This window comes from Pseudomonas sp. GCEP-101, from assembly GCF_025133575.1.
Classification (GTDB): domain Bacteria; phylum Pseudomonadota; class Gammaproteobacteria; order Pseudomonadales; family Pseudomonadaceae; genus Pseudomonas; species Pseudomonas nitroreducens_B.
In genome coordinates, this window is the sequence record NZ_CP104011.1 from 2940818 (window position 1) to 2960053 (window position 19236).

General features: G+C 65.3%; 16 protein-coding genes. 8 read left to right on the top strand and 8 right to left on the bottom strand.

What is annotated here, in order from left to right:
* Nucleotides 1-13: 13 nt before the first annotated feature.
* The 5 genes from N0B71_RS13470 to N0B71_RS13490 form a co-directional block, all read right to left on the bottom strand.
* Nucleotides 14-1024: an ABC transporter permease subunit gene (locus N0B71_RS13470; RefSeq protein ID WP_259759331.1), complete on the bottom strand. Its 1011-nt coding sequence runs from the start codon at nucleotides 1022-1024 to the stop codon at nucleotides 14-16.
* 72 nt (nucleotides 1025-1096) lie between these two features.
* Entirely contained in the window at nucleotides 1097-2680 is a 1584-nt protein-coding gene (locus tag N0B71_RS13475; RefSeq protein WP_259759332.1) for an ABC transporter substrate-binding protein, read from the bottom strand.
* Between the two features lie 11 nt (nucleotides 2681-2691).
* Entirely contained in the window at nucleotides 2692-4062 is a 1371-nt protein-coding gene (locus N0B71_RS13480) for an OprD family porin (RefSeq protein ID WP_259759333.1), read from the bottom strand.
* A 161-nt stretch (nucleotides 4063-4223) separates the two neighbouring features.
* Entirely contained in the window at nucleotides 4224-5831 is a 1608-nt protein-coding gene (locus N0B71_RS13485; RefSeq protein WP_259759334.1) for an ABC transporter substrate-binding protein, read from the bottom strand.
* A 199-nt stretch (nucleotides 5832-6030) separates the two neighbouring features.
* Nucleotides 6031-6594 (bottom strand): helix-turn-helix domain-containing protein, encoded by a 564-nt coding sequence (locus N0B71_RS13490; RefSeq protein ID WP_259759335.1) that lies wholly within the window; start codon nucleotides 6592-6594, stop codon nucleotides 6031-6033.
* A gap of 174 nt (nucleotides 6595-6768) precedes the next feature.
* On the opposite strand from N0B71_RS13490, the gene N0B71_RS13495 reads away from it, so the two are divergent.
* Nucleotides 6769-7986 (top strand): M24 family metallopeptidase, encoded by a 1218-nt coding sequence (locus N0B71_RS13495; RefSeq protein ID WP_259759336.1) that lies wholly within the window; start codon nucleotides 6769-6771, stop codon nucleotides 7984-7986.
* Nucleotides 7987-8076: 90 nt separating this feature from the next.
* On the opposite strand, the gene N0B71_RS13500 is transcribed toward N0B71_RS13495, so the two are convergent.
* The 3 genes from N0B71_RS13500 to N0B71_RS13510 form a co-directional block, all read right to left on the bottom strand.
* A complete protein-coding gene (locus N0B71_RS13500) occupies nucleotides 8077-9669 on the bottom strand; it encodes an ABC transporter substrate-binding protein (protein WP_442964660.1) in 1593 nt (530 codons plus the stop codon).
* 48 nt (nucleotides 9670-9717) lie between these two features.
* A complete protein-coding gene (locus N0B71_RS13505) occupies nucleotides 9718-11319 on the bottom strand; it encodes an ABC transporter substrate-binding protein (RefSeq protein ID WP_259759337.1) in 1602 nt (533 codons plus the stop codon).
* A gap of 222 nt (nucleotides 11320-11541) precedes the next feature.
* On the bottom strand, nucleotides 11542-12258 hold the full coding sequence (locus N0B71_RS13510) for an SIMPL domain-containing protein (RefSeq protein WP_259759338.1): 717 nt from the start codon (nucleotides 12256-12258) through the stop codon (nucleotides 11542-11544).
* A gap of 221 nt (nucleotides 12259-12479) precedes the next feature.
* On the opposite strand from N0B71_RS13510, the gene N0B71_RS13515 reads away from it, so the two are divergent.
* The 7 genes from N0B71_RS13515 to N0B71_RS13545 all read left to right on the top strand — a co-directional run bounded on the left by N0B71_RS13515 (nucleotide 12480) and on the right by N0B71_RS13545 (nucleotide 19117).
* Nucleotides 12480-13736 carry an ATP-binding protein gene (locus N0B71_RS13515; protein WP_259759339.1) on the top strand — a complete coding sequence of 419 codons (1257 nt, stop codon included), beginning with the start codon at nucleotides 12480-12482 and terminating at the stop codon, nucleotides 13734-13736.
* A gap of 24 nt (nucleotides 13737-13760) precedes the next feature.
* Entirely contained in the window at nucleotides 13761-14321 is a 561-nt protein-coding gene (locus N0B71_RS13520; RefSeq protein ID WP_054906642.1) for a response regulator transcription factor, read from the top strand.
* 67 nt (nucleotides 14322-14388) lie between these two features.
* Entirely contained in the window at nucleotides 14389-16122 is a 1734-nt protein-coding gene (locus tag N0B71_RS13525) for an ABC transporter ATP-binding protein/permease (RefSeq protein ID WP_259759340.1), read from the top strand.
* A 192-nt stretch (nucleotides 16123-16314) separates the two neighbouring features.
* Nucleotides 16315-17292: a M23 family metallopeptidase gene (locus N0B71_RS13530; protein ID WP_259759341.1), complete on the top strand. Its 978-nt coding sequence runs from the start codon at nucleotides 16315-16317 to the stop codon at nucleotides 17290-17292.
* A gap of 127 nt (nucleotides 17293-17419) precedes the next feature.
* Nucleotides 17420-17653, top strand: a complete 234-nt coding sequence (locus tag N0B71_RS13535; protein WP_259759342.1) for a hypothetical protein — start codon at nucleotides 17420-17422, stop codon at nucleotides 17651-17653.
* An 18-nt stretch (nucleotides 17654-17671) separates the two neighbouring features.
* Nucleotides 17672-18106, top strand: coding sequence for a bactofilin family protein (locus tag N0B71_RS13540; protein ID WP_259759343.1), 435 nt, complete (start codon nucleotides 17672-17674; stop codon nucleotides 18104-18106).
* A gap of 69 nt (nucleotides 18107-18175) precedes the next feature.
* A complete protein-coding gene (locus tag N0B71_RS13545) occupies nucleotides 18176-19117 on the top strand; it encodes an AEC family transporter (RefSeq protein WP_259759344.1) in 942 nt (313 codons plus the stop codon).
* Nucleotides 19118-19236 lie beyond the last annotated feature (119 nt).

Genomic DNA, 19236 nt, shown 5'->3' on the forward strand with positions numbered 1-19236 from the left:
GCGTCGGCTCCGGTTAGCGCTGGTGGCGGATGCGGGGGTTGGCGAGGCCGTAGAGGATGTCCACGACGAAGTTCACCAGGATCACCAGGGTCGCCACCAGCAGGATGCCGTTCTGCACCACGGGGTAGTCGCGGCGGCCGATGGCGTCGATCAGCCATTTGCCGATGCCGGGCCAGGAGAAGATGGTCTCGGTCAGTACCGCGCCGGCGAGCAGCGTGCCGACCTGCAGGCCGAACACGGTGAGCACCGGGATCATCGCGTTGCGCAGGGCGTGGACGAACACCACGCGGGCCGGCGACAGGCCCTTGGCACGGGCGGTGCGCACGTAGTCTTCGCGCAGCACTTCGAGCATCGAGGAGCGGGTCATCCGGGCGATCACCGCCAGCGGGATGGTGCCCAGCACGATGGCCGGCAGGATCAGGTGGCGCACGGCGTCCATGAAGGCGCCTTGTTCGTCCGAGAGCAGGGTGTCGATGAGCATGAAGCCGGTTTTCGGCTCGATGTCGTAGAGCAGGTCCAGGCGCCCGGAGACCGGCGTCCAGCCCAGGGACACGGAAAACAGCATGATGAGGATCAGGCCCCACCAGAAGATCGGCATCGAGTAGCCGGCCAGGGAGATGGTCATCACCCCGTGGTCGAACAGCGAGCCTCGCTTCAGGGCGGCGATCACCCCGGCGAGCAGCCCGAAGACGCCGGCGAACAGCAGGGCGGCGAGGGACAGTTCGAGGGTGGCGGGGAACAGGGTGAGGAACTCGTGCCAGACGCTGTCGCGGGTGGTCAGCGACTCGCCGAGGTTGCCCTGGGCGAGGTTGCCGACGTAGTCGAGGTACTGCTGGTACAGAGGCTTGTCGAGCCCCAGTCGGTGCATGGCCTCGGCATGCATCTGCGGATCGACGCGGCGTTCACCCATCATCACTTCCACCGGGTCGCCGGGAATCAGGCGGATCAGCGCGAAGGTGAGCAGGGTGACGCCGAAGAAGGTCGGGATCAGCAGCCCGAATCGGCGTGCGATGAAACTGAGCATGGTGGTTGGGGGCTCCTCACCGAGCGGCTACCCGTCGGATCGACGGGCGCCGGTTTCTTATTACTTCGCCGGTTACTGGATGCGAACGTCGGCGAAGTTGTTATTGGTCATCGGGTTGATGGTGTAACCCGAGACATTGCTGCGGCGCACATTGAACAGCTTAGGATGCGCCAGGGGAATCCACGGGGATTGTTCGTGGAATATGGATGTCGCCTTTCTATAAAGTTCCGCCCGTTTTGTAGGCTCATTCGTACGGCGGGCTTCCTGGATCAGCGCTTCGAAGTCCTTGTCGCACCAGAACGCCTGGTTCTCGCCGCCCTTGGCGGCATCGCAGCTCAGGTTCGGGCTGACGAAGTTGTCCGGGTCGCCGTTGTCGCCGGCCCAGCCCAGCAGCGACAGGTCATGCTCGCCGGCCTTGGAGCGCTTGAGCAGCTCGCCCCATTCCAGGGAGCGGATCTGCAGGTCGATGCCGACCTTGGCCAGGTCCGCTTGCATCATCTGTGCCGCCAGCGCCGGGTTGGGGATGGTCGGGGAGCTGCCATTGCGGATGAAGATCGTCAGCTTGAGCTTCTGCGCGCCGGCGTCCTTGAGCAGCGCCTTGGCGCGCTCGGGGTCGTGCGGCCAGTCCGTGAGGTCCTTGTTGAAGCCCAGCAGCGTCGAAGGGTACGGATTGATCGCCGGGCTGGCGGCGTTGGCGCCGAACACCGAGTCGAGCAGTGCCTTCTTGTCGATGGCGAGGTTGATCGCCTGGCGCACGCGCACGTCGTCCAGCGGCTTGTGCCGGGTGTTGATGGCCACGTAGGTGGTCATCAGCGCGTCGATGCTGTCCACCGCCAGGTTCTTGTCCTGCTGCAGGGCGGGCACGTCCGACGGCTTGGGGTAGAGGGCGATCTGGCACTCGTTGCGGCGGATTTTCTGCATGCGCACGTTGGGATCGAGGGTGATGGCGAACACCAGGTTGTCGATCGCCGGCTTGTCGCCGAAGTAATCCGGGTTGGCGCGGTAGCGCACCTGGGAATCCTTGGCGTAGCGCGCGAAGACGAACGGCCCGGTGCCGATCGGCAGGTTGTTGAGCTGGCCCTGCTTGCCGGCGGCCAGCAGCTGGTCGCCGTATTCGGCGGAGTAGATCGAGGCGAAGCCCATGGCCATGTCGGCGAGGAACGGCGCTTCAGGGTGTGTCAGGGTGAAGCGCACGGTGAGGTCGTCGACCTTCTCCACCGACTTGATCAGCTCGCGCATGCCCATGGCGTCGAAGTAGGCATAGCCGCGGTTGGCCGACTCGTGCCAGGGATGCTTCGGGTCCAGCGGGCGCTGGAAGGTCCAGAGCACATCGTCGGCGTTGAAGGTGCGGGTGGGTTTGAAGTAGTCCGTGCTGTGGAATTTCACATTGGGACGCAGATGAAAGGTATAGGTCAGCCCGTCGGGGCTGACCTCCCAGCGCTGCGCCAGCGACGGCACCAGTTCGGTGGTGCCGGGGCGGAAGCCCACCAGGCGGTTGAAGACGGTTTCCGAGGTGGCGTCGTTGGTCACGGCGCCGGTGTACTGGACCACATCGAACCCTTCAGGGCTCGCTTCGGTGCAGACCACCAGGTTCTGCGCCAGGGCGGTGCCGCTGCCGAGCGCCAGCAGAAGCGGAATCAAACGCGAGATGGGCATGCCGGTTCTCCTTACAGCAGGTTGAACGGGAAGCTGCTGACCAGGCGGATCTCGTTGACGCTGCCGTCAATCTGATTCTGGCTGGCCAGGTGCTTCATGTAGGTGAGTCGGAAGTTGCTGCTCTTGAGCGGCCCGTCCTGCAGGGTATAGCCGGTGCTCAGCCCCAGTTCGTGGTGCTTGGCGCCGTCCAGGTCGCGCACATCGGCGTAGTTGCCGTAGGCGCCGTTGCGGTCGCCGTCGTAGTGGGTGCCGTCGATGCCCCAGCCCTTGGCGTACCAGACCATGCTGGTCAAGCCGGGCACGCCCAGGCCGGCCCAGTCGGTGGTGTAGCGCAGCTGCAGGGACTTTTCGTTGGGGCCGTTGTAGTCCGAGAGCAGCGAGTTCGCCAGGTTGATGGCGGCGGTCTCGTGCACGTAGTCGAAGTATTCGTCGCCACGGATCTGTTGCCAGCCCAGCAGCACGGCGTGGGCGCCGTGGGTCAGGGTGAAGGCCAGGCTGTAGGCGTCGTTGTCGATGTAGCCCGCCTTGCGCGCGCCGGTGTCGCGGGTGGCGTAGTAGTTGAGGCTGGTGTTCAAGGCCAGGGCCGACGGGTCGCCCAGGTCGTGGGAGGCGCCGAGGAAGTACTGGTTCCAGATGTCCTCGAAATTGCCGCCGTAGGCGGTCACCTTCAGCGCATCGGTCACGGCGTAGCTGCCGCCCAGGTAGCTGAAGCGATCGCCGGTGACTTCACGGGTGCCGTATTCGGTGGTCAGCTTTTCGCTGCCGGAGCCGGTGCGCGGGCTGGCGCGGGTGAAGCTGCCGGCTTGCAACGACAGGCCGGTGAGCTCGTCGCTCTTCAGGCTGATGCCGTCGAAGGACGAGGGCAGGGCGCGGTTGTCGTTCGGCGTAAAGACTGGCGTATCCGGTTGCTGGCGGCCGATTTTCAGCACGGTGTTGGAGGCGCGCAGTTTCAGCGCGCCCAGGCCGATCTTCGACCATTCGCTTTCGGCGTCGCCGTCGCTGTCCGCCAGGGTGCGGTTGCCGCCGCCGGCGATGCGGCCGTGGCCCTGCTCCAGGTTGATGGCCTGGAAGGCCGCCGCGTCGATGCCCACGCCGATGGTGCCCTGGGTGTAGCCGGAGTTGTAGTCCAGGCGGCTGCCCTGCACCAGGGTGTAGCGGCTGTGGGTCGGTTCGGTGTAGCCGTCCTTCTTGATGTTGAAGTGGAAGCTGTCCTTCATCTGCTCGCGGGAGGCGAAGTTGCGGGTGTAGAAGGTCAGCTTCTGGTCTTCGACGAAGCCCTTCGCGCCCGCCTGGGCGCTGTTGTCGTCGGCCCAGGCATGGCCCAGGCTGCCGCCGCAGATGGTGAGCGCCAGAAGGGATCGGGTGATTGCGTGGTGTTGCATGAGGTGCTCCATGTTGTTGTTGAGTTTCCTAGCAACGAACGCATCCCCTCCGCCCATCGTGCAGATGGGGGAGCCGGCAGGCAGAGGGGATGGCGGGGGGCCGCCCGGTCTTCGCCGGGCTGGCGTTCAGGCGGTCAGTGCCGCCAGTGACTCATCGGGGATCAGGGCTGGTTGGCCACGCCATAGAAGGAGTTGCGCCCGAAGGGGCTGATCAGGAACCCCTGCACCGACTTGCGCATGGGCTGGTAGACGGTGGAGTGGGCGATGGGGCTGATGGGCAGTTGTTGCGCGAGCAACTGCTGCGCCTTCTGGTAGAGCGCGACGCGCTGGTCGTGGTCGGTGGTGGCCTTGGCCTGGCGCACCAGCTTGTCGTAATCGGCGTTGCACCACTTGGAAACGTTGTTGCCGTTCACCGAGTCGCAGCCGTAGAGCGTGCCCAGCCAGTTGTCCGGGTCGCCGTTGTCGCCGGTCCAGCCGAACAGCATGGCATCGTGCTCGCCGGCGTGGGCGCGCTTGATGTACTCGCCCCATTCGTAGGTGACGATCTTCGCCCGGATGCCCACCTTGGCCCAGTCGGCCTGGATCATCTCGGCCATCAGCTTGGCGTTGGGGTTGTAGGGGCGCTGCACCGGCATGGCCCACAGGGTGATCTGGGTGCCCTCGGCGACGCCGGCCTTCTTCAGCAGCGCCCTGGCCTGTTCCGGGTCGTAGGCCTGGCCCTTGATGGAGGTGTCGTAGGACCACTGGGTCGGCGGCATGGCATTCACTGCCAGTTGGCCGGCGCCCTGGTAGATGGCGTCGATGATTGCCTGCTTGTTCAGCGCCATGTCCAGCGCACGGCGCACGTCGGTGTTGTCGAGCGGCGGGTGGGTGACGTTGTAGGCCAGGTAGCCGAGGTTGAAGCCCGGCTGCGAGGGCATGTTCAGGTTCGGGTCCTGCTTCAGCGCTTCGAGGTCCGCCGGGCGCGGGTTCAGGGTGATCTGGCATTCGTCGGCCTTGAGCTTCTGCATGCGCACCGAGGCATCGGTGTTGATGGCGAAGACCAGGTTGTCGACCTTCACGTCCTCGGGCTTCCAGTAATCCTTGTTGCCCTTGAAGCGGATCATCGCGTCCTTCTGGTAGCGGCTGAAGACGAAGGGGCCGGTGCCGATGGGCTTCTGGTTGATGTCGCCGGGCTTGCCCTGCCGGAGCAACTGGTCGGCGTACTCGGCGGACTGGATCACCGCGAAGTTCATCGCCAGGTTCTGCACGAAGGCGGCGTCGACCTCGTTCAGGGTGAAGGTCACCGTGTGCTCGTCGACCTTGCTCACCTTGGCGATGTTGCGGTCCAGGCCCATGTCGGTGAAGTAGGGGAACTCGGTGGGGTACGCCTTGCGGAACGGCTGCTCCTTGTCGAGCATGCGGTTGAAGGTGAACAGCACGTCGTCGGCGTTGAATTCGCGGGTCGGCTTGAAGTACTCGGTGGTGTGGAACTTCACGCCGGGGCGCAGGTGGAAGGTCCAGGTCTTGCCGTCCGCGGAGGTTTCCCAGCTCTGCGCCAGGGCCGGCTGGGCCTCGGTGCCGCCGCGCTGGAACTGCACCAGGCGATTGAACAGGGTCTCGGACGTCGCGTCGTAATCGGTGCCGGTGGTGTATTGGCCGGGGTCGAAACCCGCCGGGCTGCCTTCGGAGCAGTACACCAGGCTTGAGGCTGCCTGGGCCGTGGAGCCGGCGAGCAGCAAAGCGCCCAGGGCGATGGCGTGCAGGGAATTACGTCGCGTGATGGGCATTGCCTGACCTCATTGTTGTTCTTCTGAGGGACCGGCGATCCAGAGAGAGAACAGGACCGGCTCGGGCGAACGGCAAGGGTGGGCGCCGTCCGCAGATGGCCGAGCGGTGTGCCCGGCCACTTTCGTCGCCGAAGTTAAAATACGTCGAATTTAAGTGCAACTTAAAATTCAGTGAGACTGAATTTTTGCGGCCGACGCGTCAGCCCGCGGGCTGTTCGCCGAACAGCGGCAGGGTGGTCACCGTCAGCATCTCGGCGACTTCCTCGCCGGTGTTGCGCAGGCAGTGGCGCTTGCCGGAGTCGAAATGTATCGAGTCGCCGGGGGCCAGGGGATAGGTATGACCGTCGATCACGTAGGCGATTCGTCCGCTGAGGACGTAGGCGAACTCCGAGCCGTCATGGGTGATCAACTCGGATTCATAGCCCACCGGCACGGTGACTTTCACCGCGTTCAGCTGATTGCCCGGAAAACTGCTGGAGAGCCGCTCGTAGCTCAACGGCTGGCCTTCGATGGTGTAGCGCACACGCTCGCCCTGGTGCGAATCCGGCGGGATCTGCTGCGGGGAATCGAACAGCGCGTTGAGTGGCACATCCAGCGCCTTGGCGATGCTGGCCAGGGAGGACAGCGAAACGCCGGTGAGATTGCGTTCGGCCTGGGACAGGAAGCTGGCGGTCAGGCCCGATTCGGCAGCCACCTGGTTCAGGGTCTTTTTCGCTGCGCGGCGATAGCGGCGCAGGCGTTCTCCGATGCGATCTGCGGACATTGGCAAGGCTCTTGTGGGACGCCGGCAGCATACCAGCGTCCTCGCCCGGTGAAAGCATCGGGCCATCCGCCAGGGGGAAATCCCGGCGAAAGCCCCAGGGGGCGGAATATCCTTTGACCTGAAAATTCAGTGCTGCTTAAATTTCTCGCTGTTTTCATTCCTCGGGAGAGACGCATGACATTGGGAGTAGGGGGCGCGAGCCCCGAACAGGCGCTGGCGAAGCTGCAGGTCATGACGGCCGGCGCATCCCCCATTGCGCTCGAGGAATACCAGGCGCGCATCGCCCGCTTGCAACGGCTGATGCAGGCGCGGGAAATCTCCGCGGTGTTCGTCGATGCCGGCAGCTCGCTGGTCTATTTCACCGGCCTGAAGTGGAACCCCAGTGAGCGGCTGGTGGGCGCGCTGGTGCCGGCGCGGGGCGACGTGCGCTACATCGCCCCGGCGTTCGAGGAGGGCACCGTGCGCGACCTGCAGGTGCTCCCCGGCAGCATCTGCGTCTGGGCCGAACACGAAAGCCCGTTCACCCTGTTGGCCGGCATGCTGGCGGAAATCGAGGTGAGCGACGGCGCGCGGGTCGGGCTGTGCCACAGCCTGCCGTTCGGCATGTTCGAGCGCCTGCGCCAGGCGGCGGGCCGGCTGCAATGGGTGGATGCTGGCGCCCTGGTCGAGCAGTGCCGCCGCTGCAAGTCGCCGGCAGAGCTGGCGCTGCTGCAGCGGGCGAAGGACATGACCCTGGCGGTGCACCAGGCCGCCGCGAGCATCCTGCGCGAGGGCATCACGACCACCGAGGTCACGCGCTTCATCGAGGCCGCCCACCGCCAGGTGGGCGCACCGGGTTCGACCTTCTGCATCGTGCTGTTCGGCGAGGACAGCGCCTTCCCCCACGGCGTGCGCCAGCCGCGGCCGCTGCGCGAGGGCGACATGGTGCTGATCGATACCGGCTGCCAACTGTTCGGCTACAACGCCGACATCACCCGCAGCTACGTGTTCGGCACGCCCAGCGCCCGCCAGCGCGAGCTGTGGAACCTGGAGAAGGCCGCGCAGCAGGCTGCGTTCGACGCCGCCGTGCTGGGGGCGCCCTGCGAGCAGGTGGACGCCGCCGCGCGCCGCTGCCTGGAAGCCGGCGGCCTGGGGCCGGACTACGCGCTGCCCGGCTTGCCGCACCGCACCGGCCATGGCATCGGCCTGGACATCCATGAAGGGCCCTACCTGGTGCGCGGCGACAGCACGCCGCTGGACGTCGGCATGTGCTTCAGCAACGAGCCGATGATCTGCGTGCCCGGCGAGTTCGGCATCCGTCTGGAGGACCACTTCTACATGACGCAGGACGGCCCGCGCTGGTTCACCCAGCCGAGCCATTCGGTGGACGATCCGTTCGGCCTGGAGGCTTGAGGCTGGCGGCTCTTCGTAGGAGCGAGCTTGCTCGCGAATCGCTTCACTGCGGGGGGTGTTCGCGAGCAAGCTCGCTCCTACAGTAACTGCTCAGGGAGCGACTTCAACCCGCGAGAAGTTGTTCGACCCCAGCGGGCTGAGCGTGAAGCCGCTCACGCCGGGCCGTACCACGGCGAACTGCTTGGGATAGGCCAGGGCGATCCACGGCGCCTCGCGCTGGAAGATCGCCAACGCCTGGCGGTAGAGCCCGGCGCGGGTTTCCTGGTCGGTGATGGCGCGGGCCTGGCGCAGCAGCTCGTCGAATTCGGCGTTGCACCAGCCGGCCTGGTTCTCGCCGCTCCTGGCGGCAGCGCAGGACAGGTTCGGCGTGAGGAAATTGTCCGGGTCGCCGTTGTCGCCCGCCCAGCCCATGAAGATCAGGTCGTGCTCGCCTTCCTTGGCGCGCTTGATCAGCTCGCCCCATTCGAACACGCGGATGTCCGCCTGGATGCCGATCTGGCCCAGGTCGCTCTGCAGCATCTGCGCGCCGATGCCGGGGTTGGGGTTGGTCGGCCCGCCGCCGGGGCGGGTCCAGATCGACAGTTTCAGGCCCGGCTTGATGCCGGCTTCCTCCAGCAGCTGCTTCGCCCGTGCCGGGTCATGCGGCCAGACCTCGAGCTGCGGGTCGGAGCCCCACAGCGTCGGCGGATAGGGCGCCACGGCCAGGGTCGCGGCGCCTTCGCCGAACTGCGCGCGCAGGTAGGCGTGGCGGTCGAAGGCGAGGTTGATGGCCTGGCGCACGCGCACATCGTCCAGCGGCTTGTGCCGGGTATTGATGCCGACGTAGGCAACCAGCAGCGAATCCAGCTCCTCGATCTTCAGCATCGCGTCCTGGCGCAGCGCCGGGACGTCGGTGGGTTTGGGGTACACGGCGATCTGGCAGTCGCCGGCCTTGACCTTCTGGATGCGCACGTTCGGATCGGGGGTGATCGCCAGCAACAGCCGGTCGATCTTCGGTGGGCCGGCCCAGTAATCCGGGTTGGCGCTGAAGCGCACCTGGGCGTCCTTCTGGTAGCGCTGGAAGACGAAGGGACCGGTGCCGATGGGCAGGTTGTTCAACTGGTCGGCCTTCTCGGCGGCCAGCAGCAGGTTGCCGTACTCGGCGGAATAGATGGAGGCGAACCCCATCGCCAGGTCGGCGAGGAAGGGCGCCTCGGGGTGCCGAAGGGTGAAGCGCACGTGGTGCTCGTCGAGCTTCTCCACCGCGCTGATCAGGCCGGGCAGGCCCATCGCCTCGGCGTAGGGGAAGCCGCGCGGGGCCAGCTTGTTCCATGGGTGCTTCGGGTCCAGTTGGCGCTGGAAGCTCCAGAGCACGTCGTCGGCGTTGAAATCGCGGGTCGGCGTGAAATAGTCGGTGCTGTGGAATTTCACGCCCTGGCGCAGGGCGAAGGTGTACTGCAGGCCGTCATCGCTGATGCTCCAGCTCTCCGCCAGCGCGGGCACCAGGCGGGTGCTGCCGGGGGCGAACTGCACCAGGCGCTCGAAAACCGTCTCGGCCGCGGCGTCGGCGGTGGTGGCGGCGGTGTACTGGGTGATGTCGAAGCCTTCCGGGCTGGCTTCGGTGCACACCACCAGGGATTGGCCAAAGGCCGGCGTGCAGCCGAGCAGGCTGGCCAGGGCCAGGCGGATGAGCGCGTTGCGCACGGCGGCTGCCGGAAGAAAGGGCCGCCGGGAAGCCCGGCGGCCTTGGCCTTACTTGCCTACGCTGACGCCGTAGAACGAGTTCAGCGCGAACGGGCTGATCTTGAAGTCCTGCACCGTCTTGCGCATCGGCTGGTACACGGTGGAGTGGGCGATCGGGGTGATCGGCACCTGCTCCTTGAGGATGTGCTGGGCCTGCTTGTACAGCTCGGTGCGCTTGGCCTGATCCGGGGTGCGCTTGGCCTCCTTGATCAGCTTGTCGTACGCCGGGTCGCACCATTTGGAGAAGTTGTTGCCGTCCACGGCATCGCAGCCATAGAGGGTGCCGAGCCAGTTGTCCGGGTCACCGTTGTCGCCGCTCCAGCCGATCAGCATGGCGTCGTGCTCGCCGCCCTTGGCGCGCTTGATGTACTCGCCCCACTCGTAGGTGACGATCTTCGCCTTGATGCCGACCTTCGCCCAGTCGGATTGCAGCATCTCGGCCATCAGCTTGGCGTTGGGGTTGTAGGGACGCTGCACCGGCATGGCCCACAGGGTGATCTCGGTGCCTTCGGCGACGCCGGCCTTCTTCAGCAGTTCCTTGGCTTTTTCCGGGTTGTAGCCGGCGTCCTTGATGCTGTCGTCGTAGGACCACTGGGTCGGCGGCATGCCGTTCACGGCGAGCTGGCCGGCGCCCTGGTAGACAGCGTCGATGATCGCCTTCTTGTTCACCGCCATATCCAGCGCCTCGCGCACTTCGAGCTTGTCGAACGGCTTGTGGAGGACGTTGTAGGCGATGTAGCCGAGGTTGAAGCCCGGCTGCGACGGCATGCTCAGGTTCGCGTCCTTCTTCAGGGCGTCCAGGTCGGCCGGACGCGGGAAGAGGGTGATCTGGCACTCGTTGGCCTTGAGCTTCTGCATGCGCACCGAAGCGTCGGTGTTGATCGCGAAGATCAGGTTGTCGATCTTCACCTCGCCCTTGTTCCAGTAGTCCGGGTTGGCCTTGAAGCGGATCATCGCGTCCTTCTGGTAGCGATTGAACACGAACGGACCGGTGCCGACGGGCTTCTGGTTGATGTCGCTGGCCTTGCCCTGCTTGAGCAGCTGGTCGGCGTATTCGGCGGACTGGATCGAGGCGAAGCTCATGGCCAGGTTCTGGATGAACGCGGCGTCGACTTCGTTGAGCGTGAACTTGACGGTGTGGTCGTCGACCTTCTCCACCTTGGCGATGTTCGCGTCCATGCCCATGTCGGTGAAGTAGGGGAACTCGGTGGGGTACGCCTTGCGGAACGGATGGTTCTTGTCGAGCATGCGGTTGAAGGTGAACAGCACGTCGTCGGCGTTGAATTCGCGGGTCGGCTTGAAGTACTCGGTGGTGTGGAACTTCACGCCGGAACGCAGGTGGAAGGTGTAGGTCTTGCCGTCTTCGGATACGTCCCACTTTTCCGCCAGGCCCGGGATGACCTGGGTGCCGCCGCGCTCGAACTGGGTGAGGCGGTTGAAGACCGTCTCGGCGGAGGCGTCGAAGTCGGTGCCGGTGGTGTACTGGCCGGGGTCGAAGCCCGCGGGGCTGCCTTCGGAGCAGTAGACCAGGTTGTTGGCGGCGTGGGCGAGCGGGGCGCTGGCGATCAACCCTGCGGCGATCATGGAGCGAATGACGGCGTTCTTACGCATACGGACCTCTGGTTATTCTGGTTTTCATCGAGGAACAGCCTTGTGAGCTGCGTTGCGTGAAGCTATGCACGGCACATGCCGGGCGCAAGCGGCTAACCGGGGTCAGTGTAGAAGTTGTGACGCGAGTGCAAGGGAATGTCGCAATTTCGACAATGGGAACCATGCGGTCGGGCGACGGCGCCCCGGTTCCCGGAGGCGCCGCGCCGAAAGAGGCCGCGAGTGTTACGGCATCTGCACCTCGATCGTGCCGTCGGCACTGACGGTGACCTGGCTGGTGCCGGCTTCGATTTCCTGTGCAGGGGCCGCGTCCATGGAGGCGAACTTGGCCGCGGCCATGCGCATCACCGGCATCGGGCGCGGTGCGCCGGAGGTGTTCAGGTTCAGGCTGACCAGCTTGTAGCCCTTGCCGCCCAGCGCCTCGGTCAGCACCTGGGCGCGAGCCTTGAAGGCATCCACGGCGCCTTTCATCATCGCGTCCTCGTTCTTGGCGCGGGTGGCATCGGCGATGCTGAAGTCCATGCTGCCCATCTTCAGGTTACCCAGCAGGTCGGCGGTGAGCTGCGAGAGGGCAGCGAAGTCGGTGCTTTCCAGGCGGATCTCCGCGCGCTCGCGCCAGGCGGTGATCTTCTGCCCCTTGTCGTCATATACCGGGTAGCTGTTGCGGCTGCCCAGGCTGACGGTCACGCCCTTCACCTTGCGCGCCCGCTCCAGGGCGGCATTGAGCGTGGTGGTGGTTTCGGCGGCCAGCTTCGCCGGGTCGGCGGCCTGCCCTTCGCTGAACAGGGTCACGTGCATCAGGTCGTGGGCGACTTCCTGGCTGACCTCGGCGCGCAGCGACACCTGGTTGTAGCGCGGCTCGTCTGCCAGGGCGCCCAGGCTGGTGGCGCACAGGGCAATGGCGGCGGCGATGGCGGTGAAGGGTTTCTTCAATACAGACATGGATGACTCCTTGCTCCAGAAAATGTCCGAGGCCACAGCCTAGTCGAGGCGGTGGCGAAGACTGTCAGACCCTGTGACGAGACAGGGTTCGAGTACGGGTTAATGATCCATGTCACCAATTGTTTCCGACCGTGGCGGCGGCACTGGAGTATGCTGTGGCGCTATGCCGCATTAGGGAGAGGGGGCTCTTGGCTATACTCGCGCAAATTCCGGAATTCACCATGCGCCCACCGGTTTTCCAGCTGTCCGCTAGTCGTCAGAACCTTCTGCATCTGACGCTCATCCGTATTCTCGTTCTCGCTGCCCAGGCCGGTTCGGTCGGGCTCGCCTACAAGGCCCAGCTGATCCAGCTGCCCTGGCTGGCGCTCGGCGTGACCATTGGTGTCTCCCTCGTGCTCTGCCTGGGCACCGCGCTGCGCCTGCGCGGCCCGTGGCCGGTGACCGAACTCGAATACGCCGTCCAGCTCGCCTGCGACCTGGTCATCCACAGCGTGCTGCTCTATTACTCGGGCGGGTCGAGCAACCCCTTCGTCTCCTATTACCTGGTGCCGCTGACCATCGCCGCGGCGACCTTGCCCTGGCTCTACACCATCGCCCTGGCCGGTCTTGCGCTGGCCAGCTACACGGTGCTGCTGGTGTGGTTCCACCCGCTGGAGATGGCCTCGGCGCAACGCGACAACCTGCTGATCTACGGCATGTGGCTGAGCTTTGCCCTGGCCGCGGCGCTGATCACCTTCTTCGTCGCGCGCATGTCCGAGGCACTGCGCCGCCAGGAGCAGTTGCAGGCGCAGCGGCGCGAGGAAGGCATGCGCGACCAGCAATTGCTGGCGGTGGCCACCCAGGCCGCCGGCGCCGCCCATGAGCTGGGCACGCCGTTGGCTACCATGAGCGTACTGCTCAAGGAATTGCGCCAGACCAATGCGGACCAGCCGATGTTGCAGGAAGATCTCGCCCTGCTGCAGGAGCAGGTCAAGCTCTGCAAGACCACCCTGCAGCACCTGGTGCGGGCTGCCGAGGCGGATCGCCGCCAGGCGGTGGAAGAGCAGGGCGCCAACGAGTGGGTCGAATCGGTGCTGCGTCGCTGGCACCTGATGCGGCCGGAGGCGAGCTACCGCTACCAGACGCTGGGCAAGGGCAAGGCGCCGCGGATGATTCCGCCGACCGACCTGAGCCAGGCGCTGCTGAACCTGCTCAACAACGCGACGGACGCCTGCCCGGACGATCTGGACATCCGCCTGGACTGGGATGCCGGTGAAATCTGCCTGAGCATCCGCGACCAGGGGCCGGGCGTGCCGCTGGCCATTGCCGAGCAGCTCGGCAAGCCGTTCTTCACCACCAAGGGCAAGGGCTTCGGCCTGGGGCTGTTCCTCAGCCAGGCCAGCGTGACCCGGGCGGGTGGGACGGTGAAGTTGTATAACCATGAAGATGGCGGCACTCTGACGGAGTTGCGTCTGCCCAGAAGCTATGGCGTGGCCTGACCGCCGCGCCCGCGAGGAAGTACCATGAGCGAAGAGATCCTGTTCGAAGGCGAAGAGCAGCCCCACCTGCTGCTGGTGGATGACGATGCCACCTTTACCCGCGTCATGGCCCGCGCCATGACCCGTCGCGGGTTGCGGGTGTCGGTCGCCGGCTCTGCCGAGGAAGGCCTGGCCATGGCCAAGGATGATCTGCCCGACTACGCCGTGCTCGACCTGAAGATGGATGGCGACTCCGGCCTGGTGCTGCTGCCCAAGCTGCTTGAGCTGGATGCCGAAATGCGCGTGGTGATTCTCACCGGCTACTCCAGCATCGCCACCGCCGTGGAAGCCATCAAGCGCGGCGCCACCAATTACCTGTGCAAGCCGGCCGACGCCGACGACGTGCTGACCGCCCTGCTGTCGCAGCACGCGGACCTGGAAACCCTGGTCCCGGAAAACCCCATGTCGGTGGATCGCCTGCAGTGGGAACATATCCAGCGCGTGCTTGCCGAACATGACGGCAATATCTCCGCGACCGCCCGTGCGCTGGGCATGCACCGGCGGACATTGCAACGTAAGCTGCAAAAACGCCCGGTGAGGCGTTAAGCGATCGATAACATAAGGGAGCGCCAATGAGCGCTCCTTTTTATTTCCAGCCGTGCGAGCACACCCCATGACCGACAGCGCCGAATACCGCGCCGCGAACGACGCCGTTCGCAGCCGCTTCTTCCACCGAGTCTGGCAACTCACCGCGCTTTACTGGCGCAGCGAAGAGAAGGGCATGGCCTGGCTGCTGCTGATCGTGGTGATCGCCCTGTCGCTGGTGGGTGTGGCCCTGAGCGTCTGGCTCAACAGCTGGTACCGCGATTTCTATAACGCCCTGCAGAACAAGGATCTGAAGAGCTTCATCCACCTGATGCTGATGTTCTGCGGCATCGCCGCGGTGTTCATCCTCACCGCGGTCTACCGCCTGTACCTGACCCAGATGCTCACCATCCGCTGGCGCCGCTGGCTGACGGAGAAGCACTTCGCCGCCTGGCTGGGCGACAAGAGCTACTTCCGCCTCGAGCAGCGCGGCCACACGGACAACCCCGACCAACGTCTGACCGAAGACCTGGACAACTTCACCAGCACGACGCTGAGTCTCGGCCTGGGCCTGATCCGCAACGTGGTCAGCCTGGTGTCCTTCTCGGTCATCCTCTGGGGAGTGTCCGGCAGCATCGAGCTGTTCGGCATCACCATTCCCGGCTACATGTTCTGGGCTGCGCTGGTCTATGCAGCGGTCGGCAGCTGGCTGACCCACCTGATCGCCCGTCGCCTGATCGGCCTGACCAACCGCCAGCAACGCTTCGAGGCCGACCTGCGCTTCGGCCTGGTGCGGGTGCGGGAGAATGCCGAGAGCATCGCCCTGTACAACGGCGAGGCCAACGAGAAAGAGCGGCTGATGGGACGCTTCCGCAATGTCTGGGGCAACTTCTGGGAGCTGATGAAGGTGCAGAAGCGCCTCACCTTCTTCACCGCCGGCTACGGCCAGATCGCCACCGTATTCCCCTTCATCGTCGCCGCGCCGCGCTACTTCTCCGGGCAGATCCAGCTGGGCGAGCTCATGCAGATCAACTCCGCCTTCGGTAACGTGCAGGAAGGCATGAGCTGGTTCATCGACGCCTATACCAGCCTCGCCAGCTGGCGCGCTACCAGTGATCGTCTGCTGAGCTTCCGCCACGCCATGGGCGAGACCACCCAGGAAGCAGCCAACATCGACGTGCGCAAGACCGGCGCCAACCTTCAACTGCACAACCTCACCCTGAGCCTGGGCAATGGCCGCGAGCTGCTGGAGCCCACCAGCCTGGAACTGAACCCCGGCGAACACGTGCTGATCGGCGGCCCCTCCGGTGGCGGCAAGAGCACCTTGCTGCGCGCCATGAGCGGCCTGTGGCGCTACGGCAGCGGCGTGGTGCAGATGCCCGACGCGCGCAGCCTCTTCGTGCCGCAGAAACCTTACCTGCCCATCGGCACCCTCGCCGAGGCGCTGTGCTACCCCGAGGCGGGGGATCGCCACGATCCGGAGCGGCTGAAACAGGTGCTTCACCTGTGCCGTCTGGACGCCCTGGTGCCGCGCCTAGACGAAGCCGATCACTGGCAGCGGGTGCTCTCACCGGGTGAGCAGCAACGCCTGGCCATCGCCCGTGCCTTGCTCTACGCGCCGCAGTGGCTGTTCCTCGACGAAGCCACCTCCGCGCTGGACGAAACCGACGAGGCCGCGCTGTATCAGGTACTGCTCGACCAACTCCCCGGTGTGACCTTGCTCAGCATTGGCCATCGTGCCAGCCTGAAACGCTTCCACCCGCGTCAACTGCGCCTGGACGAGCATCGCCTGCAGGAGGTCGAGTCCGTTCTGCCAGCGTAATGGCAGTTTGAATCACTGCGAAAATGTGATCTCGTTAGTGGGAAACATCTGAAAGCTTTATCAGACAGGATGATTTCTTCTTATTTTTTTACATTTTTCAGTGTTTCGCCGCTGCGAAGATTTCAATAACAGGTACCCTGTGCACCCCGGCGGTCACCCCGCTGGGGTCGAATGCATTCCAACGGTACCTTTATGAAGTTCCTTTCCCCGTCACGACAGGCCTTGACCCGTTCGGACCTGCGCCTGGTCGACCCGCGCAAGATCGTGCTGGTTGCCGGCTGCGCCGCCGTATCGTTCGCGGCGCTGGCGTTCGCCGGCGGAATCTGGGTGGGCCGTGCCAACGTCGCGCCGGCGCCGGCGGCCGCGCCTGTCGTCGTGCAGGCCGAACAACCCGAGGAAGAAGCTTCCGGCGAACGTTTCGCCGCCGAGCGCATCGGCGAACTCGCCGGGCGCCTGCAGGTGCTGGAAAAGGACGCCACCTATCTGCTCCAGGCCGTCGACAGCCACGAGGAAATTGCCCGCAAGCTGGCCAAGGTCGATCCGTCCCTGGTGCCCAAACCCAAGCCGAAGGTCGCGGCCAAGGGCGAGGGCGGCATCCTGCTGCCGCCGCGCCCCTGCGCGGAACCGCTACCCGGCTCCAACGACGACCTGGAGCAGGGTGAGCGTTCGGCGAAATGCCTGCGCCGGGTGTTCGATCTGCTGATGGACCAGGTGGCCCGGCGCAACGCCGACTTCATGGCGATCCCCGCGCGCCGGCCCATGGAGCAGGCGCGCCTCGGCTCGCCGTTCGGCAATCGCTCCGATCCGTTCAACCACCGCCTGGCCTTCCACTCCGGCCAGGATTTCTCCGCCCCCACCGGCAGCCCGATCCACGCGGCGGCAGGCGGGCGGGTGATCGTGGCGGGCCCGAACCCGTCCTATGGCAACCGCGTCGAGATCGACCACGGCAATGGCCTTGTCACTCGCTACGCCCATGCTTCCAAGCTGCTGGTGAAGGTGGGCGATGTCGTGCTGCCAGGGCAGGAAATCGCCAAGGTCGGTTCGACCGGGCGCTCCACCGGCCCGCACCTGCATTTCGAAGTGCTCTACCACGGCGAATTCGTCGACCCGCAAAACTTCCTCTCTCTGGGCGGCATGGAGATCGATAGCGATGGTATGGCCTCGGACTAGAAAACCTTCTACCCGCGACCTGCTACGCGCCGACCACCTGCCCCACGCCCCCCGTCGTTCTGCGCGGCTGGCGTGGGCGTTGTTGCTGGCCATGGTGCTGGGCGCGTCGGCGGCGGGTATCGGGTGGATGCGTTACCACGATGATGGCGCGGCCCAGGCTCGCGAACACGCCGACGAACTCCAGGCACTGCACGCACAGGTGGGGCAACTGACCGCCGAGCTGGAGGAGAAGCGCCTGCAGAACGAAGAAGCGCAGGCCAATCGCGACCAGCTGATGCAGCGCATCGACGCCATGTCGGCGGAAATCAAGAAACTCAAGACCGAGCTGGCCTTCTTCCGCCAGCAGAAGCCTGGCAAGTAATTCGTCCGAGGAGGACCGATGTTCAGCAACAGCAAGAAGAAGGGGCCGCAGGTTTCGGTCGACAAGTTTTCCAGCCTGCTCTCCGGCAACGTGGCCCTGGTGGGCGACATGCAGTTCGAGGACGGCCTGAAGATCCTCGGCACCGTGAAGGGCAACGTCACCCACAAGCCTGGCGCGGCCAGCCTGCTGGCGCTGAGCGCCGAGGGTCGGATCGAAGGCAACGTCAGCAGCTACGACGCGCTGATCGATGGCACCATCGTCGGCGACCTGTACGTCGAGCACCTGCTGGAACTGCACTCCAATGCGCGCATCGTCGGCAACATCCAGTACCGCCAACTGAGCATGGAAAACGGCGCCACCGTGGACGGCAAGCTCACCCGCCTGGCCGAAGGCGAAGCGCCCAAACCGCTGGAGCTGCCGGCGCCCGTGCGCGAAGAGGCTGCGGAAGTCTGATCGGCCACGGCGCGGCCGGTACTTAGCTTGCTATGATTGCCGCCCCCGCCGCCCAGATTGTCTCCTGTCATGCTCGCACTCCTGCTCCAGACTCTCAGCATCACGGCCCCGGTCTTCGCCATGTTGTTCCTTGGCGTGCTGCTGCGGCGGGTTGGGGCGATCAATCCGGAGTTCATCCAGACCGCGTCGGCGCTGGTGTTCAACGCCACCATGCCGGCGATGCTGTTCCTCGGCATCTATCACTCCGACCTGCACAGCGCCGCGCGCCCGCAGGTGCTGCTGTATTTCTGCGCGGCGACCCTGGCCGGTTTCCTGCTGGCCTGGGGATGGGCGGCCTGGTGGGTGCCGCGTGCGGAGCGAGGCGTCTATGTGCAGGGCTCGTTTCGCGGCAACAACGGCATCATCGGCCTGGCGCTGGCCACCAGTCTCTACGGTGACCACGGCCTGGCCCTGGGCTCGGTCCTCGCCGCCCTGGTGATCCTCTGCTACAACACGCTGTCCTCGGTGGTGTTGGCGATCTACAGCTCGAGCATGAAGTCCGATCCGCTGAGCATCGCCCGCAACGTCATCGGCAACCCCTTGATCCTCAGCGTGCTGGCGGCGCTGCCGTTCTCCTGGTTCGGCATCGGCCTGCCAAAGTGGTTGCTGACCTCCGCCGATTACTTCGCCCAGATGACCCTGCCGCTGGCGCTGGTGTGCATTGGCGGCACCCTGTCCCTGGCCTCGCTGCGCGAAAGCGGCGGCCTGGCGATCAGCGCGAGCCTCATGAAGATGGTCTGGCTGCCGCTGATCTGCACCTTCGTCGCCTGGGCGCTGGGCTTTCGCGGCGCCGAGCTGGGCGTGCTCTTTCTCTATTTCGCCAGCCCCACGGCGGCGGCCAGCTACGTCATGGCCCGCGCTGCCAACGGCAATCACGAACTGGCCGCGTCGATCATCGTGATCACCACCCTGGTGGCGGCGCTGACCACCAACGTCGGCATCTTCGTCCTGCAGTGGGGCGGCTGGATGTGACTTGCGCGCGGGTGAGACGCTTCCAAGTGGTGGTGCGTAAAAAGCTATTTGGCGTGTAAGAAATTTCTTAAAGATCGGTCTGCGTCGCATCGCCATGCGAAGGCCGTTCCGCGCGTCGA